Annotated in this window: 23 protein-coding genes and 1 riboswitch; of the genes, 20 read left to right on the top strand and 3 right to left on the bottom strand. The window is 35.6% G+C overall.

All coding sequences use genetic code 11. The features are described 5' to 3' along the window. Positions 1 to 46 precede the first annotated feature (46 nt). The 5 genes from tapA to T323_RS28785 all read left to right on the top strand — a co-directional run bounded on the left by tapA (position 47) and on the right by T323_RS28785 (position 4,252). A complete protein-coding gene (gene tapA, locus T323_RS0108660) occupies positions 47 to 856 on the top strand; it encodes an amyloid fiber anchoring/assembly protein TapA (protein ID WP_026672923.1) in 810 nt (269 codons plus the stop codon). Then, positions 853 to 1,443 carry a signal peptidase I SipW gene (gene sipW / locus T323_RS0108655; RefSeq protein ID WP_026672922.1) on the top strand — a complete coding sequence of 197 codons (591 nt, stop codon included), beginning with the start codon at positions 853 to 855 and terminating at the stop codon, positions 1,441 to 1,443. The genes tapA and sipW overlap by 4 nt, the downstream gene beginning before the upstream one ends. 37 nt (positions 1,444 to 1,480) lie before the next feature. Next, the gene (locus T323_RS27925; RefSeq protein WP_051556455.1) at positions 1,481 to 2,182 is read left to right on the top strand and encodes an LPxTATN C-terminal sorting signal domain; all 702 of its coding nucleotides are present in this window, start codon (positions 1,481 to 1,483) and stop codon (positions 2,180 to 2,182) included. A gap of 175 nt (positions 2,183 to 2,357) precedes the next feature. After that, entirely contained in the window at positions 2,358 to 3,773 is a 1,416-nt protein-coding gene (locus tag T323_RS27920) for an OmpA family protein (RefSeq protein WP_051556454.1), read from the top strand. A 299-nt stretch (positions 3,774 to 4,072) separates the two neighbouring features. Further along, positions 4,073 to 4,252, top strand: coding sequence for a hypothetical protein (locus T323_RS28785; protein ID WP_156942418.1), 180 nt, complete (start codon positions 4,073 to 4,075; stop codon positions 4,250 to 4,252). 14 nt (positions 4,253 to 4,266) lie between these two features. On the opposite strand, the gene T323_RS26375 is transcribed toward T323_RS28785, so the two are convergent. Further along, positions 4,267 to 6,945, bottom strand: coding sequence for a putative bifunctional diguanylate cyclase/phosphodiesterase (locus T323_RS26375; RefSeq protein WP_051556453.1), 2,679 nt, complete (start codon positions 6,943 to 6,945; stop codon positions 4,267 to 4,269). A 207-nt stretch (positions 6,946 to 7,152) separates the two neighbouring features. Here T323_RS26375 and T323_RS0108635 point away from each other — a divergent pair, with 207 nt between their 5' ends. The 11 genes from T323_RS0108635 to T323_RS0108585 all read left to right on the top strand — a co-directional run bounded on the left by T323_RS0108635 (position 7,153) and on the right by T323_RS0108585 (position 19,949). Next, complete coding sequence (locus T323_RS0108635; protein ID WP_026672921.1) at positions 7,153 to 7,980, top strand: PRD domain-containing protein; 828 nt, start codon at positions 7,153 to 7,155, stop codon at positions 7,978 to 7,980. Positions 7,981 to 8,189: 209 nt separating this feature from the next. Next, positions 8,190 to 9,563 carry a sucrose-specific PTS transporter subunit IIBC gene (locus tag T323_RS0108630; protein ID WP_026672920.1) on the top strand — a complete coding sequence of 458 codons (1,374 nt, stop codon included), beginning with the start codon at positions 8,190 to 8,192 and terminating at the stop codon, positions 9,561 to 9,563. 101 nt (positions 9,564 to 9,664) lie between these two features. Continuing rightward, positions 9,665 to 10,621, top strand: a complete 957-nt coding sequence (locus tag T323_RS0108625; RefSeq protein ID WP_026672919.1) for a carbohydrate kinase family protein — start codon at positions 9,665 to 9,667, stop codon at positions 10,619 to 10,621. Then, positions 10,618 to 12,084 (top strand): sucrose-6-phosphate hydrolase, encoded by a 1,467-nt coding sequence (locus tag T323_RS0108620; protein WP_026672918.1) that lies wholly within the window; start codon positions 10,618 to 10,620, stop codon positions 12,082 to 12,084. Before T323_RS0108625 ends, T323_RS0108620 begins: the two co-directional genes overlap by 4 nt. A 253-nt stretch (positions 12,085 to 12,337) precedes the next feature. Continuing rightward, the gene (locus T323_RS0108615; RefSeq protein WP_026672917.1) at positions 12,338 to 12,946 is read left to right on the top strand and encodes a histidine phosphatase family protein; all 609 of its coding nucleotides are present in this window, start codon (positions 12,338 to 12,340) and stop codon (positions 12,944 to 12,946) included. A gap of 21 nt (positions 12,947 to 12,967) precedes the next feature. Further along, positions 12,968 to 14,026, top strand: a complete 1,059-nt coding sequence (locus T323_RS0108610) for a saccharopine dehydrogenase family protein (RefSeq protein WP_026672916.1) — start codon at positions 12,968 to 12,970, stop codon at positions 14,024 to 14,026. A gap of 90 nt (positions 14,027 to 14,116) precedes the next feature. After that, complete coding sequence (locus T323_RS0108605) at positions 14,117 to 14,464, top strand: nuclear transport factor 2 family protein (protein WP_035178263.1); 348 nt, start codon at positions 14,117 to 14,119, stop codon at positions 14,462 to 14,464. Positions 14,465 to 14,483: 19 nt separating this feature from the next. Continuing rightward, the gene (locus tag T323_RS0108600; protein WP_026672914.1) at positions 14,484 to 14,885 is read left to right on the top strand and encodes a (deoxy)nucleoside triphosphate pyrophosphohydrolase; all 402 of its coding nucleotides are present in this window, start codon (positions 14,484 to 14,486) and stop codon (positions 14,883 to 14,885) included. A gap of 319 nt (positions 14,886 to 15,204) precedes the next feature. Next, the gene (locus T323_RS0108595; protein ID WP_035178218.1) at positions 15,205 to 16,908 is read left to right on the top strand and encodes a methyl-accepting chemotaxis protein; all 1,704 of its coding nucleotides are present in this window, start codon (positions 15,205 to 15,207) and stop codon (positions 16,906 to 16,908) included. 22 nt (positions 16,909 to 16,930) lie between these two features. Next, the gene (locus T323_RS0108590) at positions 16,931 to 17,980 is read left to right on the top strand and encodes a sugar ABC transporter substrate-binding protein (RefSeq protein ID WP_084309203.1); all 1,050 of its coding nucleotides are present in this window, start codon (positions 16,931 to 16,933) and stop codon (positions 17,978 to 17,980) included. Between the two features lie 247 nt (positions 17,981 to 18,227). Next, complete coding sequence (locus T323_RS0108585) at positions 18,228 to 19,949, top strand: methyl-accepting chemotaxis protein (protein WP_051556452.1); 1,722 nt, start codon at positions 18,228 to 18,230, stop codon at positions 19,947 to 19,949. 43 nt (positions 19,950 to 19,992) lie between these two features. Here the strand turns inward: T323_RS0108585 and T323_RS0108580 are convergent, their stop codons facing one another. Both T323_RS0108580 and T323_RS0108575 read right to left on the bottom strand, forming a co-directional pair. Then, positions 19,993 to 21,159, bottom strand: coding sequence for a hypothetical protein (locus T323_RS0108580; protein ID WP_026672910.1), 1,167 nt, complete (start codon positions 21,157 to 21,159; stop codon positions 19,993 to 19,995). A gap of 30 nt (positions 21,160 to 21,189) precedes the next feature. Then, positions 21,190 to 21,273, bottom strand: a riboswitch (cyclic di-GMP riboswitch). Between the two features lie 225 nt (positions 21,274 to 21,498). Continuing rightward, a complete protein-coding gene (locus T323_RS0108575) occupies positions 21,499 to 22,677 on the bottom strand; it encodes a sensor histidine kinase (RefSeq protein WP_026672909.1) in 1,179 nt (392 codons plus the stop codon). A 171-nt stretch (positions 22,678 to 22,848) separates the two neighbouring features. Here T323_RS0108575 and T323_RS0108570 point away from each other — a divergent pair, with 171 nt between their 5' ends. From T323_RS0108570 to htpG, 4 genes are all read left to right on the top strand, one after another. Further along, on the top strand, positions 22,849 to 23,685 hold the full coding sequence (locus T323_RS0108570) for an inositol monophosphatase family protein (RefSeq protein WP_245613702.1): 837 nt from the start codon (positions 22,849 to 22,851) through the stop codon (positions 23,683 to 23,685). A gap of 129 nt (positions 23,686 to 23,814) precedes the next feature. Next, entirely contained in the window at positions 23,815 to 24,429 is a 615-nt protein-coding gene (locus T323_RS0108565; RefSeq protein WP_035178209.1) for an SGNH/GDSL hydrolase family protein, read from the top strand. A 15-nt stretch (positions 24,430 to 24,444) separates the two neighbouring features. Beyond that, positions 24,445 to 24,687, top strand: coding sequence for a glutaredoxin family protein (locus tag T323_RS0108560; protein ID WP_026672906.1), 243 nt, complete (start codon positions 24,445 to 24,447; stop codon positions 24,685 to 24,687). A 196-nt stretch (positions 24,688 to 24,883) separates the two neighbouring features. Continuing rightward, positions 24,884 to 26,764, top strand: coding sequence for a molecular chaperone HtpG (htpG, locus tag T323_RS0108555; protein WP_026672905.1), 1,881 nt, complete (start codon positions 24,884 to 24,886; stop codon positions 26,762 to 26,764). The last annotated feature ends 39 nt before the right edge of the window (positions 26,765 to 26,803 follow it).

Genomic DNA, 26,803 nt, shown 5'->3' with positions numbered 1-26,803 from the left:
TAATTTCATGATAATAAATAGAAGAGGAATATAGGAGGGGTAGATAATGAGAAGTCTTCGTAGTGTAAAAAAAAGCAAAAAATATAAAAAGTTAATTGTCTTTGCGCAAATCCTTGCGATTTGGTATGCATCCATTCTATCACTTTCACTTGTGACATCAGATACTGTTGCTTATTTCAATGATCCAAAAAAGACATCATTTTCTATTCAGTCTGGGACATGGTGGGATGGTAGCAAACTTACATTTGTAAAACATAACACTGAAAATATCAAATCTTGTGAACCAAATTCTATTACGGCTCAAATAAAAAATGAAGGCTTTGACATGATGGATGCAACAGAATATGAAGTTGTCTATTGGCCCACTGACAACCGAAATCCTCAACATAAAGGTGATGTCATCTATGAAGGAGTTATTGATCCAATCGGAAAAAATGAAATCGTTACTCTCCAGTTTGAAGCAGAAAAAGAAGGTTCCTATAAATTTAAAGCATATCAACGTCCAGGCTTTAATGATAATTATGATACGCGAGAAGCAATTTGGAGTCATAAAATTATGATGAACTGTAAAGGTAAACAAGAAAAAGAAGCAAACAGTGATGTGGCAGAAGAAGTCGAGGAAAGTAAAGAAGAGGTAGAATTCATAGAGAAAGAAGAGAATGTTGAAGCTCCTATAATAGAAGAGGAAGAAGTAAACAGGAAAGAAGAAAAAGAAGAGTCTGCTGAAAATAGTAAAGAAGAAGCCACTGAAAAATCAGTAAATGAGAAAGAGAAAGAAGTAATAGAAACTTCAAGTGATGATAGTTTAGAGGAAATAGTAAATTCTCAATCTGAAAAAGAAGGTGAAGACGAATGAAAGCCATGATGAAGTGGAGTAGTCGGCTAATCAGTTTTGTATTGTTTATAACATTGATATTTTTAGTTTTTATCGTCATTTCTACTAAAGCATCAGGTGGGGATCCTGAACTATTTGGCTATCAATTAAAAACAGTATTGTCTGGATCGATGGAACCCGAATTTATAACAGGGTCAGTCATTGCTGTGAAACCTGGTGGAGATATGACAAGATTCACTGAAGGTGATGTTATTACGTTTATGGAAAATGAAACAAAGCTAGTAACCCACCGTGTCATTGGTGTGGTTGAAAGTGGCGAACATGTAATGTATGAAACAAAAGGGGATAACAATAACGCACCAGATAGTAGTTTAGTTTTATCTGAAAATGTCGTAGCTGAATATACTGGATTTACAATTCCGTATTTAGGATATGTCGGAAATTTTGCGCAATCAAAAGAAGGAGCTGCATTATTGTTAATTTTACCGGGTTTATTCCTTGTTCTGTATTCAGGTGTGACAATGTGGCAAGCGATTAATCAACTTGAAAAAGAGAATAAAAAGAGAGCAAAAGCTGAAAGAGCGGAACAACTAAACGAGTTAATGTAAAAGGTGATATAGTTTACTACGGATTGTAGGTGATGAGATGGGAAAGAGAAAAAAAGGAATAACTGGCTTTATCATAGGAGTTTCAACATTACTAATTGTATTGTTCAACATCCAAGCAAACATGCATACCTTTGCGGCAGCTAAGTCCATATTCATTTCCACGTCTCCTGATAATTTATTATTTGCCGTAGACAATATGAAGCCAGGCGATTGGTCAGGACGGTCTTTAACTATTCAGAATCGTGGAGACTCAGATTTTTATTATAATACAGAAGTAACGTTACTTAGTGGTTCGGAAAAGCTATATAATGAGTTTTTATTAGAAATCAAAGACGGAAATGTTCTTTTATATGAGGGGAAAATTAGTGAATTTACGGGTATTGTTCCGCGGCATTTAAAAGCTCGCCATGAAGAGAATCTTGACTTTACGATTCGTTTTCCCACTCATTTAGGGAATGAGTTTCAAGGCTTAGAGTTTCAGTCAGAGTTTTTGTTTTTTGCGGATGGTCAAGAGGGGATTCAACCTGAGCAACCAACAAACCCTAATCCAGAAAACAGTGATGGGGGCCCACAAAAACCAATAGATTCAGGCGAAGGTATAAAAAAAGACACAATTCTCCCTTCCACAGCAACAAACTCCTATAATTATATTGTCGTTGGCATCTTAGCTGTTGTTTTAGGCTCAATGATTTATATGTATCGGCGAAAAGAGAAAGAAAAAGAAGCTTCACATTTATAAAAAGGGGAAAAATAGAGGAGATATTCACTTGAATATCTCTTTGTCGTTTATACAGAAAACGGGATGATTGTCCTATAGTTTTAATAACAAATTGAACAATTTTCATCATTAATCCAATTTTCTGCCATGTTATAGTTAAAGTTAATGGTATCAATAGAAAAATAGGAGGAGTACGATGAAACAACCGTTAACTTTAATTGGAACATTATTTTTTCTTTTTGCTCTTATCCTTACAGGCTGTAATTCTGGGGAAGAAGTAGAAAATACTCCAGATGAGCCAGAACAACCTAATGTTGTAGAAAAAACAGATGATACTGAGGAAGAAGAAATAGAAGAAGTCATTGAAGAAGAAGTAGCACCAGAAGCAGATTTAGGAGATTATGAGGTAGAAATGACGGCGAAAGCGAAAGTGGATGGAGATTTTATTCGTGTGTTAGGAGAAAGTAATTTAGTACCTGGATCAAGAATTCGTGTCCACCTTGAATCGATAACAAGAACGGGTCTTCATGTTCCAATTAGTGATAACACAACCGTTGATGACCAAGGAAACTTTGAAGCTCGGATTAATCCATTAGACTCTAAAGAGTTTCGTCTTATCGTAAGTTTTCGTGCTGATCAACGAGATGAAGTTCTAGCTCATTACGGAGAGGGGAATGCGAAAATAGAAGGTCCCCTTGTTTATCGTGAGGAAAACAATGAAGGCGAAATTCAACAAATAGCAAAACTAGAAAAAGTCATTCAATTAAAAGAAGATGTTTCAGAGTTTTCCTTTGATATTCCAGAAAGAATAGAGCGACCGGAAGATTATGGAGAAAATAACGTTTGGATAGAGGCAGAGATTACAAATGATCATCGTTATATGTATGTTCATGGTCGTTCGAATTTATTGGAGGGAACAGGACTATTTGCTGAGTATTGGTATTCAGAAAATGATCATTTACCGCAAAATAATTCATTTAAACCATTAACTAATATTAATCCAGACGGAACATTTGAAATTATGGTTCGCTATACTTCACTTGGAAAAGAAGGTTTTGTTCATCTGTTTACACATAGTCCAAATAGTAAAGTTCCGACAGAAATGACAGAAGCTTATGGAGAAAATTATGAAAAAATGGAAGGGGACATCGTTGTTGAGCGAACGGATGGTTCCAAACGGATTTCTACTCGTGTCTACCTCGATCCACCTGAAATAGAAGTCTCTGATGATATCCTATTAACAACTGATGATGGCGAGACGATGATGAGTGTACTAGATGATATGTTGTTTGACTTTGATGAAAGTAAATTGAAGGATGATGCAAAAGAAGTGTTAGCAGATATAGTGAAAGTGTTAGAGACATTAGAGGATGGTACGAGCATAGAAATCCGGGGACACACAGATAGTCAAGGAAGTGAAGACTATAATCTAACGTTATCGGAAGAACGAGCTCAATCTGTAATGGACTTTATATCTGAAAATGGATCTATTGATCATTTGGAGTTTGAATTAATAGGATATGGTCAAGCGAAACCTGTTGCTTCAAACAATAATGAAGACGGAAGAAAGCGAAATCGCCGTGTTGAAATTGTCATTAATCCGAATGAATAATGGTTTGGTTTTGACTTTCGTTGCGGACACCTATTCCGCTATGTACTAAAAAAACAGCAGTTTTAGTTTAGCTAAAGGACATCTGTTCCGTTACTCTCTAAAATTAAGCCTCCTTTTGTTGCAAAATGTGAGTATAACGGAACAAATGTCCAATAGCAACTAGAAATCGCTCGATTATACAAGAATAACGGATCGTATGTCCGTTAGGGTAAAAAATGCAGACTAGGACTACTGTCACTTGGGAATATACAAGATATTGACTATAATTAGGAAAAGCTAATAAAAGTATGGTGATCCGATTGAGGAAATTTTGGTTGTTTAATTTGTTAGTCATGAGTTTATTGCTTTTATCTTTTACGATATTGCATGTCCATGGATATCGGCAACAAGATTTCTTCTTTTTATTGTTTACAATTGTTGTGTTAGCAACATTGTGTCATTTTAATTATAAATATAACTATAAGAACAGAAACGAATAAAAGACCAGATATGTTTACGAATCCATATCTGGTCTTTGTTTTAGTTGTTTTTCAATCTCTTTTGGTGTGACAGGTTTTCCAAATAAAAAACCTTGCATTTCATCACATTGCATGTCTTTTAGAAGTTCAGCTTGACTTTCATTTTCAACACCTTCAGCAATGACGGCAAGCTTTAAATTTTTTGCTAGCATTATAATCGATGTGATAATGGTTTGATTTGAATTGCCTCGTTCTAATTGATTTGTAAACTCCCGAGCAATTTTTAAAGTCGATATTGGGAAAGAGGCTAGACTTGATAATGCTGAATAACCGGTTCCAAAGTCATCGATGGAAATGGTAATACCACTATTTTTAAAGGTTTGTAATTTCAGAATAACTTGTTCAATATTTTGAATCGCTGTTTCTTCGGTTATTTCAAATTCAATCAAATTTGGATTCACATTTTTTTCTTGTAAGATCATTAAGAATCGTTCAACGATGGAATCTTGTTGGAGTTGTACAGGTGATACATTTATTGCGACTTTTAAAGTGTATCCTTGTTCATTCCACAATTGTATTTGCTTACAAGCCTCAATTAACACCCATTCACCAATCGGAATAATCATTCCCGTTTGTTCGGCAATTGGAATAAAGTCAACAGGAGACACAATCCCCATTTCGGGGTGATTCCAGCGAAGAAGGGCTTCGACACCGACAATTTTTCCTGTTTTTGATTCTACTTGAGGTTGGTATAGAAGAAAAAGCTCATCTCTTTTTAATGCTTTTTGCAAATCTTTTTCCAATTTCCGCATCTTTGAAACCGTCATTTTACTTTCGTCATAAAACTTATAATGGCCTCTTCCATTTTGTTTTACATCATACATCGCAGTATCTGCTTTCTTCATTAAACCTTCTGTCGTCGTATCGTCGAATGGAAACATGGAAACTCCTACACTAGGAAGGCTTTTAATTTCATGGCCATCGATATGATACGGTTGTTGCAATGTCGCTACAATTTTTTCAGCAAAACGAATGATGTCTTCCTTTTGAGTAATTCCTTTAACTAATAATGTGAATTCGTCGCCACCTTGTCTAGCTATGGTATCGGTTTTTCTAATCACTTCTTGTAAACGCTTTGAAACGTTAATTAATAATTTATCACCAATATCGTGTCCTAGCTTATCATTTACCGACTTAAAATGGTCTAAATCCAGATAGACAATAGCAAAGCGTTCATCTTTTTGTTTTGCTTCTTCAATTGTTTCATCGACTTGTTTCTCAAATAACATCCGATTCGCAACACCTGTTAATGAGTCATGGTAAGCAAGATGTTTGATTTTCTCTTCATTTTTTTGTTGTTCAGTAATATCTTTCCCGATTCCAAAAATCCCAACGACTTTATTTTTTACAAGAATCGGGATATTCGTAATCCTCATATAAAAGAGGGTTCCTTCTCGATTATGAATCTGAATATCATAACGTTGGGGGAGACCAGCCATTACTTTTACAAGATGAGATCTAACACGGTCGCGATCGATGTCATTCATAAATAGACTATACGATAGACCTATAAGTTCATCTTTTTTATAACCTAATAAATTTGAACAGGCTGCATTCGCACTAGTGAAATGGCCTTCTAAATCGACAGAATAAGCTGCATCAGGATGAAATTCAAAAAGTGACTTATATCGTTGTTCACTAAGGTCAAGTTCATCTGTTTTGCAAAGTAAATTTTGAATTAAACGACGGTTTTCTATAATGACAATAATTTGACGAATGATAAGAAGAAGAATCGCCAATAATGTCCCAATTTCTAGTGAGTGTAGTCCTCGTTCCAACTTATCGGTAACTAACATGAAAGTAAACAATAAAAAAACTAACAAATAAGGAAATGCGATGCGACTACTTTCAATGAAACGATTTGGCCTTAGTACTTTATCTTCATTTTCATCTCGATATGAAACGACCCCACAATATCCAACAAGAAAAATGCTTCCTGCAAATAATGGATCGATCCAATCCCCCGATGAATAGTTGCTTGTCATAATAATATACAGATAAACTAAATCAGCAAAGCCTAGAAGAAGGAATCCTAAAAACATAAAAAATACGACAGAACCATTCAAGTAGTCCTTGCTAATTCCAAAAAACAATAGAATGGCTGCGAAAAGTAAGGCTAGGTCTATTATTGGATATGCTAATGATACAAGAACAGCTCCATCGATCGTACCATCAGAGGATAAAGTTGGTTCTATAACAAAATGCCAGCTAAAAGTAATGGCAACAATCATAATGATGGCTTGGTCAAATACAAACGTTAGTAGCTTTGTATTACGCCTATTACTGAAAATAAGAAGAAAGAGAGCGGCCAGAAAAAAGAGACCTTGTAACATATAAAATAAATCTGGATATCCAGGAAATGGGACGTTTACTTGTAACACATTTTCATAATAAGTCCAAATAAGCTCGGCAATGATAAAGCTACTCGTCCCTAATGCCAGTAATAGCCAAAAAGAACGATGTGAAGGTTTACTACGATGACGAGCTTGTAGTAGCCAAATCGTTGCTACAATTCCAGCTAATATAGAAAGAGTATTACCACCAATAGTCAGAATCGTTTCGTCGTGTTTCCAGATAATAATCCAAATATAATAGAGAATGATATAGGAAACTAGAAAAATAAAGGACAGAGTGGTTTTCTTTTGTGTTTTCATCATATACAGCTCCTAGCATTCAAATGAACAAGGAAAAAAGTTATAGGTATTTTGTACCTTAATAATACTAAAAAAATGAAAATAAAGATATAACTTTTAATATAAAAATAGATTGGGATTTTTACACAAATAAGTAAAAATTACTATCGTTCTTAATATTGTATATGATAAGATAAAAAACAATGATTTTAATTAGAGGAGATCAAGATGCGTATCTTTCGAATATTAAATAATAATGCTGTTGTTGTCATTGACGGGACACAAGAAAAAATAGTAATGGGTAATGGCATTGCTTTTCAAAAGAAGAAAAATGACATCATCGCAAAAGCAAATATCGAAAAAATATTTGTATTGCATGATCAATCTTCAGAAAAGTTTCAACAATTATTAGCAACACTGCCTGAAAAACATATTGAGTTAGCCGAACAGATTATTAGTTATGCAGAAGGACACCTAGAAGAACCGTTAAATGACCATATTCATATTGCGCTGACAGATCATTTATCTTTTGCATTAGAGCGGCTTGAGCAAGGATTTCCAATCAAAAACAAACTAACAAATGAAATTAAATTATTGTACAAAAAAGAATTTGAAATCGGGCTTTGGGCAAAGGATTTGATTAAAGAGGAGGTCGGAGTCGATATTCCACTAGATGAAGCCGCCCATATTGCCCTTCATATTCATACGGCAAAAATTGGTGGTCATTCGATGAGTGAATCACTTGAACGAGCTTCAATATTGCGAGATTTTGTTGAGCAAGTCGAGTCTGTCATGGGTGTGACGATTGAAGAAACAAGCATTAATTATCAACGGCTGATCACGCATCTTCGTTTTGCGTTACACCGAATAGAACAAGGAACTGATTTTGACCCAATTGATGAGGATATGTTGAGCTTAATTCAAATCAAATATAAAAAAGCGTATGAGTGTTCCAACCAAGTGGCGGTGTTTTTACAAAACGAATATGGAATCGTGTTCCCACCTTCGGAAATTGCTTATATTTCACTTCATATCCAAAGATTGTCACAAAAATAATTTGTCGTTTTATATTGACGATAACGTTTTCATCTTGTAAAATGGCAATTAGTAATTCGTAACTTTATATCGTAGGATTGTTACTGCAGATGCAGGCAAGACCTAAAATGTGTAAGGCGACATAGGTAGATCGTCTAATCTTGACCTACCTATGTGTACTTTATATATTTTAGGTCTTTTTTTATTATACATTTTAGGGGGGAATTGTAATGAATCATCAAGAAATAGCAAAACAACTCGTTGAACACTTAGGTGGAGCCGACAATGTTGTAAGCGCTACTCATTGTGCAACACGTCTTCGTCTTGTCATTGAAGACGAAAGCCAAATTAACAAAGAGGCGATTGAAGATTTGGACGAAGTAAAAGGAGCGTTTTTGAGTAGTGGTCAGTTTCAAGTTATTTTTGGCACAGGCACTGTAAACAAAGTGTTTGCTCATTTTGGTCCACTCGTAGGGGCGAATTCAGAAGAGAAAAAGGAAAACGTATCTCATAGTGACGCGGCGAAACGTAAAATGAATCCACTTGCTCGCTTTGCGCGAACATTATCAAATATTTTTGTTCCGATTATTCCAGCGATTGTAGCATCTGGTATGTTAATGGGGCTATTAGGATTGATGAACACGTATAATTGGGTGGACCCTGAAAGCGCCCTTTTTATGATGTTAGACATGTTCTCGTCAGCTGCTTTTATCATTTTGCCAATATTAATTGGTTATAGTGCAGCAAAAGAATTTGGTGGGAATCCGTATTTAGGGGCCGTTATTGGTGGAATTATGACGCATCCCGCTTTATTAAATCCATGGGGATTAAGTAATGCTCAACCGGAAACGCTTGATTTCTTCGGATTTGGTGTTGAAATGTTAGGGTATCAAGGAACCGTTATTCCAGTATTATTAACGGTTTACCTCATGTCCAAAATTGAAAAAGCGTTACGCAAAGTGATTCCAAACGTAGTTGATTTATTGTTAACACCGTTTTTAACAGTCATTTTAACTGGATTTATTGCACTTCTAGTTATTGGCCCATTAGGTCGTGGTTTAGGAAATGGAATTACAATGGTACTAGATTTTGTCTATGGTACAGCAGGTCCAGTAGCTGGTTTAATTTTCGGAGGACTATATTCAACGATTGTATTAACCGGTGTTCATCACAGTTTCCATGCGATTGAGGCGGAACTATTAGTGAACGTTGGTGGAAACTATTTGTTACCAATTTGGGCGATGGCAAACGTAGCTCAAGGTGGTGCGACATTAGCTGTTTTTGTGAAAACTAAAATTCAAAAAACGAAGAGTATTGCTCTTCCAGCTGCAGTTTCCGCATTTCTTGGAATTACAGAACCAGCTATTTTCGGGGTGAACTTGCGATACCGTCGCCCATTTATCGGGGCAATGATTGGTGGTGCTCTTGGTGGAGCCTATGTTGTTTTCACTCAAGTGATGGCAAATGGAATTGGGATAACAGGTATTCCGATGTTTGCAATTGCGAAAGATCCAGTTAATTATGGAATTGGATTTTTAATTGCTCTATCAGGTGCATTTATAGCAACATTGTTATTAGGATGGAAAGAAGATCCAAAAGAATAAAAAACATGGGATGTCAGAGATTTTTTCTGACATCCTTCAACTTTTTAGATAGTTTAGGTTACGATAAGAAAAGGATGTTTTACATAGGAGGAATGAATGGGATGAAAAAAGGAATTCTTTCTTTAGGAGAAGCACTTATTGACTTTATTCCGTTAGATGAAACGAATACTACCTATCAAAAAAGCCCTGGCGGAGCTCCAGCTAATGTAGCCGTAGGGGTCTCTCGATTAGGTCTGCCTTCCACATTCATAGGAAAAGTGGGAGATGACGTGTTAGGACGTTTTTTAAAGGAGACATTAGAAAGCTACTGTGTTAAAACAGAGCAATTAACTTTAACTAAGGATGTTCGGACAGGTGTTGTGTTTGTTACAAATGCAAAAGATGGTGAACGGAGTTTTGATTTTTATATTAATCCGAGCGCGGATAGGTTTCTAGAAGCAAATGAAATAAATGAAAGCGTGTTTGAAACAAACAAAATCTTACACTTTGGTTCAATATCCATGATTAGCAGTCCAGCAAAAGAGGCGACAAGATTTGCGGTTGAAAAAGCAAGAGAGCATGGGTTAATAATTTCTTATGATCCGAATTTGCGCTTAGGCTTATGGAATTCTGAAGTGGAAGCAAAAGAAACGATAATCTCAATGTTGAACAAAGCACATATGGTGAAAATTTCTGAAGAAGAATTAGAATTTATTACTGGTGAAGCAACTATTGAAGCTGGTGTCGAGAAGTTGAAAGACTATCAAATTCCTTTGCTTCTTGTCACATTAGGTGGAAAGGGAAGCTATGTGTATACAAGGGAAGGTTCTGCTCATGTTCCTGCACTGAAGGTGAAAGCGATTGATACGACAGGGGCTGGTGATGCGTTTGTATCGGGAATGCTTTATTCGTTACATGAATATGAAGGGCGTATTGAGACATTGACAGTACAAGAAGCAATAAAGATGGCTGCTTTTGCTTCCGTATCTGGTGCACTCGCGGCTTCAACAAAAGGGGCGATGACCGCACTTCCGACATTACTTGAAGTAAAACAATTATTAAAGGAGGATGCGGAATGACAAAAGATGAGCAATTGCGAAATAACGTAGTTGAACTGGTGAAAAAAGGTCAAGAGATTGTAGAAAAAGATGAGTATCGGCTCCATTATCATATTATGCCACCTATAGGATTGCTAAATGACCCAAATGGTTGGATTCAATTTAAAGGAGTTTACCATTTATTTTATCAGTGGATGCCATTTAAAACAGGACATGGGGCCAAATTTTGGGGACATTATACAACGAAGGATTTTGTGGAATGGACACATGAGTCAATCGCACTAACCCCTTCTGAATCGTATGAAAAAGACGGTTGTTATTCTGGAAGTGCGATTGAACATAACGATCAGCTGTATTTATTTTATACAGGAAATGTGAAAAATGAAAAAGGGGAGCGGGAAACATACCAATGTCTTGCGGTCTCAAATGATGGTCTTTCATTTGAAAAAAAAGGACCAGTTATTACTCTACCAAAAGGATATACAGCTCATTTTCGCGACCCAAAAGTGTGGGAACAAGATGGTCGGTTTTTTATGGTGATTGGTGCTCAAACAACGGATAAAAAAGGAGCTGTTGTCTTGTTTTCATCCGATAATTTAATCGACTGGAACGACGAAGGCCTTCTTGCTGGTGGGGGATCGGGGAAGCTCGCCAATTTCGGCTATATGTTTGAATGCCCTGATTTGTTTTCGTTGGATGGGCAAGACGTTTTTGTTTTCTCCCCACAAGGGATAGAAGCAGAAGGAATGAAATATCAAAATGTCTATCAAGCGGGGTATGTGGTCGGTCGATTTGATTCAAACAATGGGACATATGAACATGGAGAATTTGAAGAATTAGATCGTGGCTTTGATTTCTATGCGCCCCAGACGACAGAAGACGATAAAGGAAGACGGATTTTGTATGCTTGGATGAGTGTTCCTGACCAAGATGAACAATCGCATCCAACGATACAGTATGGATGGTTACACAATATGACATTGCCTCGTGAGTTAACTATCCGAGACAATAAGCTGTTGCAACTTCCTTTAATCGAATTGCAGCAATTACGAAAAGGTGAAGCCGTTTCTCACCAGGTGGCAATGGATAAGCAAAGAGTTGAGTTTGAACAAGTTAAAGGCAAATCACTCGAACTAAAATTAGACGAAATAGCCGTTGAAACTGGAATGTTTGATATTATCTTTGGGTCAGCAGCAAGAGTGATATACTCTAGTGAACAAAAAATATTTACATTAGAGAGACAAAGTTATGTTGATGGTGTAACAGAAAAACGACAATGTGCACTTCCGAAATTAGAATCACTACACATTTTTCTTGATACATCATCAATTGAAATTTTCATTAATGGGGGGGAAGAAACGTTCACTGCTCGTTTTTATCCAGCAACAAATGAAGACTCGGTTCGATTTGGAGCAACAGGTAAGACGTTGTTTAACTTGAGGAAATGGGAGTTAAAGAAGTTGGTCGTAAAACAAAGAGAATAGCAACAAAAAATGTAGAAAAAGGCGTGATGGTTCACGTCTTTTTTTTAATGAGGGAGTATAAAAATTTTGGTCTAGCAGCAATACTTTGAAAGCTTATTCTAGAAAGAAATATTGAGTACAGTTAAAGCTACGTTCAAAAATATTGCCTAGGAAACTTGAAATCTGTCAAAATGTTGAAAGTTCTTTCGGTATTATTTCCCGAAAAATAGTAGAATAATATGGAACATAGTCGAAGCAAGGGAGGAAAATGAGAATGCTCACTCTATATGTAACAAGGCATGGTGAAACAGAATGGAACATTGAAAAACGATTACAAGGATGGAAAAACTCGAACTTAACAGAAAAAGGGCGTCGGAATGCTATACTGTTAGCGAATCGCTTACAAAACACGAAGTTCGATGCTATCTATTCAAGTCCCAGTGAACGAGCGTTTCAAACAGCAGAAATCATAAAACAACAGCGCAGCATATGTATTTTCAAAGATGATAACTTACGAGAAATTCATTTAGGTGAATGGGAAGGGCAAACACTAGAACAGTTAGAACAACAATTTCCTCATGAGTACTTTGCGTTTTGGAATACACCACATTTATATACAACGGAAACAGGAGAAACATTTTTTGACATCGAAAAAAGAGTAGATGCTTTTTTGCGATCGGTTGTTAAAAACCACAAAACAGGTACCGTTTTAGTTGTTAGCCATTCGGTATGGATAAAAGTATTACTAGCGAAGTGTAAAAACTTACCGCTTAAGCAACTGTGGCAACCACCATATATTCATGATACAAGTTTAACGATCATGACCATTAGTGGGAACGACTATAACATGATAGTGGAAGGCGATATCTCGCATCGTGAATAATATTTATTCGGGGAGGTAAGCATGACAAATATTTTAGTTGTTGGATCTGCAGGTATTCTAGGGCAAATGATTTGTAATGAAGTGATACAGATGATGCCAACATCTCGACTATTGATAGGAGATTATAAAAAAAATCGTGGTGAAAAACTCGCCAGCACATATGGAGAAGTTGCCGAATTTCGTTATGTCGATGTTCACGATGAATTATCTATAGAAAAAGCCCTTTTACATATAGATATCGTCATTGTTGCCGTTCAACAAGAGAAACCTCTCATACAGAAAATGTGTATTAAACAAAAAATCCCATCAGTTGATGTCACAGTATTTCATGACTTTGTTCAACAAGTAAAAGAACTACATCCAACAGCAATAGAAGAAGAGGTACCGACAGTTGTTATGGCTGGTTTTTTTCCGGGATTATCAGGTGTAATGGTTAATCATACGATTCAACAGTATTCAGAAATTTCTGAAGTGCATGTAGGACTGTTACAAAATACAAATGCGAAAGCTGGTTTAACAGGAATTATCGATATGTTAGCGATTATTAGTAAAGAGGTTGAATGTGAGCACCGTAAAGTTAAAGGCTTTTCAAAGAAACGGAAAATGGACTTTCAAAAACTATCATTAAATCAAGAAGTGCGGCTAATTCACCATGATGAAAGTAAATGGCTTCAAACTGGTTTAGGGATAGAAAACGTTTATTATTGGACTGCGTGGAATAAAAAGGCTTTTACTATATTACTAGCGATTTTAGTGAAGACAGGTTTGATTAAGAAAATAAAAAAACAACATGTAGGAGCATTTATCCCTCATCATCGAATTTCACCGGAACATGTTGCCCTTACTGTTGAAGTCATTGGAAAAATAAGAGGAAAAGTACATAAGAAAACATGTACCATTACAGCAGATTCTGATTATGGTATAACAGCGAGTGTTGCAGTGGCGATTGCGAAACAATTACTCACGAAAAAGGAGAGTGGAGTATTGTTCCCGTATGAACTTGTCACACTTGATGATTTGCTTTTACATATGAAGCATCGCGAAATTAAGGTAGAAGTGATAGAAAAACAAGTGAAGTAGGGAATTTGAAACCAAGTGCAGGAGTAAATAGTTAGGAAAGCAACATGCTATAATTGGTACCTAGGAAGTTAGAAGGGATGAATGTTGAAAATGAACAATGAAAAAAAAGCGACAGAATTAGCTCAGGAACAACTTGATGCCTATAACGTAGGAGATATTGAACGATTTTTACATGTCTATGCAGATGATGTTGTTGTTATGGAGTTTCCGTCACAACATGTGATGTATAAAGGAAAAGAAGGAATGCGGGAACGTTACACACAGTTATTTAATGATAACCCAAATAATCATGCAGAACTTTTAAACCGAGTTGTCAAAGGAAATATTGTTATAGATCATGAATTTGTAACAGGAAGAGAAAATGGTGTCGAATTATATGCGGTCGCAATGTACGAAATAATCGATGATAAAATAAAACATGTTTGGTTTGTAAAATAAAATGGTTCAAAACAAGGAAATGAAAAAAGAAATTCACGTAGTTGGTGCTGTTATTGTACATGAAGGTACGATATTATGTGCACAGCGAGGACATTCAAAAGTGTTACCGTTAAAATGGGAGTTTCCAGGTGGGAAAATAGAAAAAGGAGAGAGTCCAAAACAAGCTCTACAACGTGAAATAGAAGAGGAACTTCAATGTCAAATTGAAGTCGGTGAACAAATTGAGTATACGGTGTATGAATATGATTTCGGCATTGTTCATCTCACAACCTTTTATTGTCAACTAGTAGCTGGTCATCCTACTATAACAGAACATATTGAATTTCGGTGGTTACAAAAAGAAGAACTCCATACATTAGACTGGGCACCCGCTGATATTCCTGCTATACATAAAATCCAAAAGTCAAAAAACAGAGATTAAATTCTCTGTTTTTTTGTTGTTTACGGTAATTAAGCGGCCATGAAAACCGTTATCTGTGAACATTGCTAGCGTTTTGGAACGTTGGTGGCCACAGGAGCACTTAATCATAATATAAGGCTAGGAATAGAGTTGCTTTTGCGTGAATAAGCGCTCCTGTGGCCGGTAAAAAACCGAAACCCGTATCATGTTCACACATAACGGCTGCTCTGACCGCAAAAATGAGATTTGAAGAAGGTTTACATTGAAAAGTTTCCGACTTAAACCGATATATATATATAGAATCATCACAAGAATATAAAGCGTTGTGGAGGGAACATCAGTGATAAAAGAGAAATGGTCAAATATAAGTATTGGGGGAAAATACTTTATTGTATTTGCAATCATGGCAAGTACGTTTCTTATGTCTATTGTTATAACGTATTTGTTCTTAAATAATACAAATAAAGAAATGGAAAAAACGTTAGTGAAAAGTGAAGTTGCTGTGCATGCAAGTGACATAATTGCTTTGTATCATGAGAAATACACATTAATACCCGAATATTTACTTTTAGCAGAGGAAGAGAAACTACATGAGTATTTAGAATATAGCAAGCAATTCGTTGTTGTTGCAAAACAGTTACAACAACATTTGCCTGAAGAGCAAGTGACGACATTTAATCAAATGATTGAAAATAATCATGAACTTGATCAATATTTCTTTAGCATCGTAGTACCAAATGTTCAGCAAATTAATACTGCTGAATTTCAAAAAATTCAAGCGGAAGTGAATGCATTAAAAACCGAGACAGCACTTCTCGGAGATGAATTACGAATCGCAGCAACAACGTTTAATCAATCTGCCATACAATCTGCCCAAAATGATTTAAGAACGATTATTATTATATTAATTTTCTCAACTACAATTTCGATCGTAGTATCCGCTGGCTTTTTAATTTGGATTAGTCGTGGTATTAAAAATAACCTTCAATTCATTGTTAATCGAAGTAAAGAGATTGCTTCAGGGCAGTTAAATAATGAAGAATTAGCGTATGTTGGAAAAGACGAGATTGGACAACTTTCACATTCTATAAATGTAATGGGGACAAACTTACGAGATATGATATCAGAAGTTTCAACCTTATCAAGTGAAGTGGATGTCCAAAGTAAAACTTTGCTTCATTCTGCAGATGAAGTGAAGATTGGGAGTGAACAGGTTGCGACTACGATTGAAGAAATGGCAAAAGGCTCAACAACACAAGCTGACAGTGCGGCTAAGATATCGGAAAATACTCAAGACTTTAGTGAGGACATTCGATTAGTTGGAGAACATAGTGAAAAACTAGTTGTCTTTTCAAAAGAAGTGTTACAAGTGTCTGCTCAAGGTGATAAACAAATGAAAGATTCATTAGGACAGATTGGTCTTGTGAATGAAGTGATGGAATCATCTGTCTTGAAAGTAAAAAGTTTAGAAGGAAAAACACAGTCAATTACTGAAATCGTCCATGTAATTAAATCGATTGCGGAGCAAACAAATTTATTAGCGTTAAATGCATCAATTGAAGCAGCAAGAGCAGGTGAAGCAGGAAAAGGGTTCGCTGTTGTTGCAACAGAAGTTCGCAAGCTTGCAGAAGAAGTAACACATTCTGTTGAAAATATTGCTGGAATTGTTTATTCAATTAAAGAAGAAACGACAACGATGGCCGATGAGCTTCAGCATGGGTACGAAGAGGTTAATAAAGGAACACTGATGATAAAAGAAACAGGTAAGGAATTCACAAACATTAAAGTGAAAGTAGAAGAGATGTCAGATAAAATCAATGAAGTGTCATTTGTGTTCAAAAAAGTAGAAACATCAAGTCAGACTATTAATGAATCCGTTGAAAATATTGCTGCTATTTCAGAGGAATCGGCAGCAGGAGCAGAAGAAATCGCAGCTTCTGTAATAGAACAAAGTCAGTCGGTCGATACAATTTCAAAAAGTGCAAAAGCATTATCTTCACGAGTAGAGCAAATGAATTTATTAATAAAACGATTTCGTTTATAAAAGAATGAAAGGAGGAAATCTCATGGGTATATCGATGAAATATAAAATGTTATTGGTCATTGCTTTCTTGTTTGTAACAGGGTGCTCACAAACAGAACAATTGTCGATTAGCGAAAATCAGAATAAATTAATATCGAACCAAGAGGATATTTATATAGGATTTTTACTAGATACACTTCAAGATGAGCGATGGTATAACGATAAGGAATTGTTTGAGAGTGAGGTTGAGAAACTAGGAGGACGAGTGAAAACTCTTGCTGCAAACGGAAGTAGTGAAGTTCAAATTTCACAGGCAGAGCTGTTACTTGAAGAAGGGGTGGATGTTTTAGTTGTCGTCCCTCAAGATGCTGAATCGTCAGCAATAATCGTTGAAATGGCACACGAAAGAAATGTGAAGGTTGTTTCGTATGATCGCTTAATCCGTAATGCTGATTTAGATTATTATATTTCTTTTGATAATGAAAAAGTGGGGGAACTACAAGCGACAGAAATTTTAAATCATGTCTCCTCTGGTGAGTTTGCGTATGTAGGGGGAGCAGAATCTGATAATAATGCGGTATTGTTTAGAGCTGGAGCTATGAAAGTGTTACAACCACTAATAGAAAAAGGGGACATTACACTAGTTTCTGATGGGTATACTGATGGTTGGAACCCTGCGGTAGCAGAAGAAAATATGGATGAGACTTTACGAAGGAATGGTAATCAAATTGATGCGGTCATTGCTGCTAATGATGGAACAGCAGGCGGTGTTATTCGAGCGTTAGCAAAAGTAGGTTTAGATGGACAAGTGCCTGTTTCTGGTCAAGATGCAGAATTGGCTGCGGTGCAAAGAGTAGTTAACGGGACACAAACGATGACCGTATATAAATCCATTAATATGCTTGCTGAACAAGCAGCAAGTGTGGCCATGAGGATAGCAAAACAAGAAGAAATTGAAACGAATCATACAATTGAAAATGGGAAAGTAAGCGTACCATCCATCCTTTTAGAGCCAATTACAGTGACAAAAGATAATGTAAAAGAAACTGTCATTAAAGAGGGGTATCTTAAGGAAGAAGATATTTATAAATAGATTTTATCTCTTAGACTGCTTAGTATACTAGGCAGTCTTTTATAAAAGGTAAGAAAAATTTTGGTCTGGCAGTGAAGCTTTGAAAGCTTATTCTAGAAGAGCGAAGGCTGCGCACTTCGCATGAAATGAAAAGACGCTCCCGCGTTTTTCTTAATTGTTCTAAAATTAACATTAAATTTACATAATATTTACAGTGAGAAGGTATAATTGAACCCGACGAAAGTCTCAGTGATTTTGGGAGGGGAATATGGACAGTCAAAGAGGGAAAGAAAAGGAAACAGGCTTGACCCGATATTATTTTTACATTGCCGAAAAGCTAAATGTAGGAACTAGGTTAATTCTACTATTCGTCACATTATTAGTTTTATCTGTAGCCACAGTTGCTATTAGTTCTTATGTAAAAGCAGAGGATATGGCAATTGAGATGATGGAAAACAGACTCGTACGAGAAGGTGACTTACTTCAGTCTATAGCAGAAAATTTAAAGTTCACCTATGTTAGTGATCATGATTATTTTATTCAGCAATTAGAAAGTAATGTACGAAGGCAGAAGCAAAAGCTAGAAGAGGATGGAATTGAAACGGAATTTTTTTATTTAGTTGAGAAGGAAATTAGGCCGTTTCAAATTAGTCAAGACGCTAGCATTGTTATTCCAGAAACAGAGTTAAATAGAATAAAAACAGAAAGAAATGGTGTTTATCAAACATCAATAGAAAATGAAAAATACACAATGACGTTTCAAGAGGTAAAAGAAATTGAAGGAATTTATCTCATGGTTACATCGACCCGGTCTTATTTAAGCCCAGTTTATAACATGGCTTTATTTTCCTTTATTATTACTTTGGGAAGTATGATTATAGTTTCATTGTTCCTTATTTTATTTGTTCGCTCGATAACAAAACCATTATCGATACTTCGAACTAAAATGAAAGATGTGAGAAATGGGACTTTGGACCAAGCATCTTTTAGTATGAAGACAACAGTTCCAGAACTTGTATCTTTACATAAAAGCTTTTCAGCGATGATGATTCAAATGCAAGAAATGATTCGCGAAATTAATGATACAACGGTTCAATTAGAAAAAACAGGTGATGAATTAATGTCTTCATCAGAAAACGCACTATCTTCGAGTCAGCAATTAATTTCTGCGATTAACATTGTTACAAAAGGTGCAGAACAAACGGCAACAAGCTCAGAAAATAGTGTTGGAAGTTTTAAAGAAATGAAATATAAGATTGAATCGATGATGAAAAAGATGGACACGGTGTTTGCAAGTGCAAATACGATGAATGATTCAGCCGTACAAGGGGAAGAAAAAGTTTCACAACTAATCGCGACGATTTGTACATTTGAATATGACTTTGAACGATTAACTGAAACAGTCAATCAAGTCCAAAGCTATTCACAACAAATTTCAAAAGTTATTTTGTTAATACAAGGTGTTGCGGAACAAACAAAACTGCTCGCACTCAATGCAACAATTGAAGCTGCTCGAGCAGGCGATGCAGGAAAGGGATTTGCTGTTGTTGCAAACGAAGTTAGGAAACTCGCGGAACAAAGCTCATCTGCTATGGAAGAAGTTACAAACTCAATTGCAAATATGGAAACGATAACAGCTGAAGCATCTGAGGAATTTGAGCAAATACATAGCAAGATGAAGAAGAATTTAAATGTAGCAAATGATTCTAAATCTGCATTTGACCAATTGATGGAAGAGATTGAAACAGTTAGTCGTAATCTTCATAGTATGAATAGTAAGCTAAAAGAAATTGAGATTGTCTTCCCACAATTAGAACAATCGGCGGAAGTGTTATCGTCGGTTTCACAAGAGACATCAGCAAGTGCAGAAGAAATGCTTGCCATTAGTGAAGGTCAAATGCAACAAATGGAAAGCACCACAGAGATTGGAGCAAAACTAGCGAAGCTATCAACGTCGCTTTCGTTGATTATTAAAAAATATAAGGTATAAATAAAAAAGAGACAGAATTTATTTTCTGTCTCTTTCGTTAATCTTATAATTTTTCAACTAAAGCATAAACTGATTTCGTTTTTGAGTTATATACAGCTGTTACTAGATGTGGAATTCCTGAAATCTTATATTCCTTTGTTACAGAATTTTGATTTTGAGTCGTTGGGTTAGAAATATTTCCACCCTCCAAAGTTTCTTTTACCACTCGTTTTGTTGTTCCATTGCTATAGTGAATCGTATAAGTAGCCACGACTTTAAACTGATTAGGTCCTTGTGCTTCTAAATCAATACTAATATTAGAAATTCTTTCAACTACAACAACAGGCTGTTCTACTATAGGAGCAGCCGGAACAGTTAAAGAAACTTCTTTTGAAATAGTACCAAACAAGTCTGTAACTGAAGCAGTCACATTGACAAAAGTATTAGGTGTTAATCCAGTTTTTGTTACTGTTTCAGTTCTAGTATCGCCTTTACTATCAACAACCGTAATTGGGAAGTTGACTTTATATGTTCCTGATTCATTATTAAATGACCAAGTGGCCTCTTCACTAGTTACCGTGAAGTCACGGTTAGCGACAGGAATATCTGTTACTGTTGTTTGAGTACCAGGCACTAGAAAAGAAGCTTCGGTACCACTAACTTTTCCAGTTTTTGCATTGACAACAGGTGCGCCAGTAGACCACGTTTCAACCTCATCATAAGAGAGAGTGAATTCATTAGTTTCACGGTCATAAGAAGTCCAGTTTCTGTTTTCTGCTAAAGTAGAGACTACATAAGGGATATGAACGGATTGTGTAACAGCTGTTGCACGTGTGTGAACATCTCCAGCTGGTTTACCGTTTGTGTAAATCGTATACGCGGAAATGTTGTAGTTCACATCACCTTTCCCATTTGCAGGGACAGTAGCAACAAAACTCCATGTTTTATCTGCTAATTTTGTTACAGAAACATTCTTGGCAGTTGGAATGTCAACGACTAGTTGGGGACCATCAATAACGACTGTGCCACTAAGTTGAAACTCTGATGCATAACGAGTGACGACTACGTTATCATAAGAAATTACACCAGTTACTCTTTCTTGTGCCGTTCTTGCTGTTTGTGTTTCCTTTGTTGGAGCTTTGGAAGCAGCTTCAACAGCAGCGCCTACTCCAAATACTAAACTAGTAGCTAAGACAGTTGTGACAATTTTCTTGCGGTTGATTTTTACCATGTTCATTTCTCCTCTTAAATAAAGTTTTTTAAATAAGAGGGTCGGTTACACTACTAGCTCCGTATAGCCCAAGTGTCCAAATAAAGACTATACATCAAAGCACCCCACTTGCAAAGCGAGGGTCGGTTACACTACTAGCTCCATATAACCCAAGTGTCCATATAAAGGTTATACATCATTGCGCCACCTTCAACATAACTTTCTACCTATAAAGTGTATTTACACTAATATACAATCAAAGTTTGATAAGTTTTATAGTGTAAAAAGTCCTATTAACTTTATTATACTTACAAGTGAGGAAAACAAAAGGTATTTTTTTCGACAAATTCCTACTTTTTCTTATGATGACAATTCTTTATTATCCTGCAATAATTTATGCTGGTCAGTGAGTGGAAGAGTAAAGGATAATATACAACCTCCATAAGGACCGTTCATAATCGCAAAATTACCATCTAATGACTTAATTCGTTCATTCATCATAGTTAAGCCAAACCCAAGTTCAATTTTTTTAGGCATATAGCCATTGTCTTGCAAGGTAAAATGCAATTCTTCATCGACCTGTTCCAATGTAAAATCAAATTCAGTTGCTTCGCCATGTCGAAGGCCATTTGTCAATCCTTCTTGTAGTGAACGATAGATGGCTAGCTCTTGTTGTGGCGTAAGATAAGGTAAGTTTTCTTGAATGGTATAGTGAATCGTTATACTTGCTTGCTTCCTTGTTTCTTCCATTAAAGAGATAAGACTTGTTCGTAAATGTAGAAACGAATGGTTGTTATGTAGTGTCTTAACGGATTTTCGAACGTCTGCCAACCCTTTTTTGACATAGTCCTGTGCATCGTTTAGTTTTTGAATACCTTCTTCAATTTTACCTCGGCTAAGAAGACGTTTAGCTGCTTCTACACCAACGATTGAATTCGTTAATGTATGCCCGACAGTATCATGTATTTCTCTTGAAAGTCTAACTCGTTCTTCCATTAGTGTTTTTTCTTCTAACTCTGAAATCGTAAACTTTAGTTGAGTATAGGTTTTCTCTAATTGGTGTTGATTAAGAACGGCATGTTTGGCTATTTTACTTAAAGCAAAGAAAAGTGCATATTCCAAAAAGCGTGGTAGTACATATGCAATTTCAGAAAAATGAGTTGGATTAACATGGAGATAAATACCAAAAACAAAACAGAAATAAGCAAGAATACTAAAGGGAATACTGAACCGTTTATCTGACCTATATACGACTTCTGTAATAAGAATAAACAAGAACATTTGTGGTACAAACGAACCATCAATAATTTGAATTTGGAATGCAATTATTAATTGATTCAATAATAGTAATTTTGTAGAAAACCTTTTAATTGGAAGTTTAAAAATACTATAACGAAAAAGATGAATCAAAAAAAATCCAGCACAAAGTATAGAAAGCGTAAGTTTATCATTGGGATTGGAGTTGTGCACGATAAAAATAGCGATAAGCATCGTGATATACATTATCCAATTAACGGTACGTTCTGTTTTTCTATGCATTGTTTTTTCCTTTCTAACAAACGAATGGCAGTTGAGTTGTGCTATTATTCCTATTATAACATTTTCCATACAATCCAAAAATAACAAATGATATTGTCGAAAGATTGTTAAAAAAACAATAGAAAAAAAGGTAAGTGCTCTATCTAGAAATGTTTGTAGAGAGTAGGTAATATGAATAATGTAGAGGATGATAAAACGGATGAAATACTAACAGAAAAGACAGGTGATAACATGTTGGAACAACAATGGGAACTACGCTTAGAGCTCTTAAAAAGTTGGATGTTTGAAGCTGGCGAGCGACAAGTGGAAAGAATGAATGAAGGGTTACAAGTTGAACAAAAGTCAGCAGCAAATGATTTAGTAACTGAAATGGATTTATGGACAGATGAGTTCCTTCAAGCAAAAATTAAAGAAAACTTCCCTGATGATTCCATTTACTCAGAAGAAATTGGTCAATTACAAGGGAACTCAGGGTATGAATGGGTGATTGATCCAATTGATGGTACAACAAATTATGCGCATGGATTTTCTATGTTTTGTATTTCAGTTGCAGTTAATTATGAGAAAGAAACAGTCATCGGCGTTGTCTTAGCACCTCAATTGAAACAGTGCTATGAGGCAATTCGTGGGCAAGGTGCTTTTCTAAATGGAAAAAGACTGTCGGTGTCTTCGATTGATTCCATGCCTAAGGCGATTGTTGCAACGGGGTTCCCCTACGATAAAGCAACGCATCCGGAAAATAATGTCAAACAATTTAATGCTGTCATTTTAAAAGTAGGCGACATTCGTCGAACAGGAAGTGCAGCTCTCGATTTATGCCATGTTGCTGGTGGACAGTTTGAAGCGTATTGGGAATATAAAATTAACCGCTGGGATTTTGAAGCTGGATTATTAATTGTCCAAGAAGCTGGTGGAAAAGTGGCAAAGAAAAAACTCTCAAGAGGGTATTTAATCGTTGCTGGTAATGAAGTTATTTTTGATGGATTACTGGAATTAATAAAAGAGTAGTGAAGTATAGCTAGAACTACTTTTTATAACGATTTAAAAGAGAATGGAACCTATTTCACTTTCAAAAAAAGGAAAAAACATCTACTTTCTTGAATCATTGATAAAGTCCTTTTAGAATGGAGAGATTTGATGCTACAACCAAAAGATAAAATCATATTTATTGGGGATAGTATTACAGATTGTGGAAGAAGAGAAGATAAGGAAGGAATAGGGGATGGGTATGTTCGCCTCATACGAGATTACTATTATACACAAGGAAAAGAGTATACAATTATTAATAAAGGAATTGGGGGGAATCGTGTCGATGATTTGGCATCAAGATGGGAAAGTGATGTCATTTCATTGCAACCAGATTGGGTTTCGATATCGATTGGGATAAATGATGTGTGGAGGCAATTAGATAGACTTGATATCGAACAAATTTATCCTGATCGTTTTGAACAAATTTATTCTGATTTGCTGGAGCAAGTTCAAACGAAAACAAAGGCAAACCTCATTTTAATGGAACCGACGATTATTGAAGAGGATATCCATTCAGAAGGAAATCAGTTATTAGTCCCGTATGTAAAAGCTATACACCATCTTGCTAAAAAATGTGGAGCAATAGTTGTTCCAACACATAAGGTGTTTTTAACGTTTCTAAAACGAAAAAGTGATGTGGCGTTAACGACGGATGGTGTTCATATGACATCTGTTGGAAATATGCTTATGGCACAAACCTGGCTAGATACAATAGAAAGATAGGAAAGGATGAACAACGTGAGCAACCAAGTTATTGTATATTCTACTAAAAATTGTGTGGAATGCACATATGTGAAAGAGTTTCTAACAAAAGAAAACATTTCCTTTGAAGTTAGAGATGTATTGGAAAAACAAGAATACCAAGAAGAAGTGGAGAAGTTTGGCTTTTTAGGAGTTCCTGTTACGGTGGTAGGAGAAAAAGCAGTGAAAGGATTTACACCTGAGTTAGAGCAATTAGTTAAATTGGCTAAACAAGAATAATGGAATGGAGTACGATTTGAGCTTATAGTTGAATCGTACTTTTTACATAGTTGGAAACTATATATGGAAGATCCTGTTTGGTTTACGTATTGACAGGCAAAAATGGATATGGTAAATAAATAGATGATTAGCACTCTAGAACGGAGAGTGCTAAAATGTATGTAACTTAAAAAGAAGTAGAAAAGGAGAGAGTAACATGGAAAAAAAGCAATTCAAAGCCGAATCGAAACGATTGCTAGAAATGATGATTAACTCCATTTACACACATCGGGAGATTTTTTTACGAGAGTTAATTTCAAATGCAAGTGATGCAATTGATAAACTATATTATAAAGCATTAACAGATGAGTCTTTAACATTTGATAAAGATAGCTATTACATAAAAGTAACGCCAAATAAAGAAAATCGGACATTGACGATTACCGATACTGGAATTGGGATGACAAAAGAAGATTTAGAAACGCATTTAGGTACGATTGCAAAAAGTGGATCATTAGCGTTTAAAAATGAAAATGAGATAAAAGATGGACATGATATAATCGGTCAGTTTGGTGTAGGTTTTTATTCAGCGTTTATGGTTGCTGATATGGTAACTGTCACAAGTAAGGCGCTAGGAAGTGATGAAGCGTATAAATGGGAATCTGACGGCGCTGAAGGTTATACGATTGTACCAACAACAAAAGAATCAGTAGGAACGGAAATTACGTTAAAAATAAAAGAAAATACAGAAGACGAGAAATACGATGATTATTTAGAAGAGTATCGTTTGCAATCGATTATCAAGAAATATTCGGACTTCATTCGCTATCCAATTAAAATGGATGTTAAAACACAAAAACCAAAAGAAGACGATGAGAATGAACTAGAAGAAGTTGTAGAAGAGCAAACAATTAACAGTATGGTACCGATTTGGAGAAAAAACAAAAATGAATTAACAACAGAAGATTACGAGAACTTTTATGCGGAAAAGCACTATGGCTTTGATAAACCATTAAAACACATCCATTTAAGTGTAGATGGGACAATCCGTTATAATGCAATCTTATATATTCCAGAAAAAACGCCATATGACTTTTACACGAAGGAATATGAAAAAGGTCTAGAACTATATTCAAACGGTGTTTTAATTATGGAGAAATGTTCGGACTTGCTTCCTGATTATTTTAGCTTTGTGAAAGGGATGGTCGATTCCGAAGATTTATCATTAAATATTTCTCGTGAAATGCTACAGCATGACCGTCAATTAAAATTCATCGCCAAAAATTTAAAAAGTAAAATTAAAAGCCAACTCTTAAGCTTATTAAAAGACGAGCGCGAAAACTTTGAGAAATTTTACGAGTCGTTTGGACGTCAGCTAAAGTATAGTGTGTATAGTGATTTTGGGGCAAACAAAAATGAACTTCAAGATTTACTTTTATTCTACTCTTCAAAAGAGAAAAAGCTCGTGACATTAGCTGAATATGTCGAGCGTATGCCAGAAGAACAAAAATATATCTATTATGCAACAGGTGAATCACACGAGCGAATTGAAAAACTCCCACAAACAGAAGTAGTTTTAGAAAAAGGCTATGAAATCTTATATTTCACTGACGACATTGATGAGTTTGCGATCCGTATGATCATACAGTATGAAGAAAAAGAATTTAAATCGGTATCTAGTGGAGATTTAGGCATTGATTCAGAGGAAAAAGAAACAGAAATTGAATCGGAACAACAAGAAAACAAAGAGTTGTTTGATTACATGAAATCGATTCTGTCTGATAAAGTAAAAGCAGTCAAACTGTCTAAACGTTTGCGTTCACATCCGGTTTGCTTGTCAACAGAAGGAGAAGTTTCTATTGAAATGGAGAAAATCTTAAATGCGATGCCGGACAATCAAAATATAAAAGCTGATAAAGTGCTTGAAATTAACAGCAGCCATGCGGTATTCGCTTCATTAAAAGAAGCATTTGAAAACGATAAAGAAAAATTAAACTTATATACAAATTTATTATATAACCAAGCTTTATTAATTGAAGGACTTCCGATCCAAGACCCAGTTGAATTTACGAATGATATTTGTAAAGTGATGGTTTAAGAAAAAGGGTGGCAGAAATGTCACTCTTTTTTTGTATGA

Origin of the sequence: Alkalihalobacillus bogoriensis ATCC BAA-922, assembly GCF_000621445.1 — a bacterium.
Lineage (GTDB): Bacteria > Bacillota > Bacilli > Bacillales > Bacillaceae_F > Bacillus_AO > Bacillus_AO bogoriense.
Note: the sequence above shows the minus strand (reverse complement) of the source record. Positions and strands in the feature narration are given on the sequence as shown.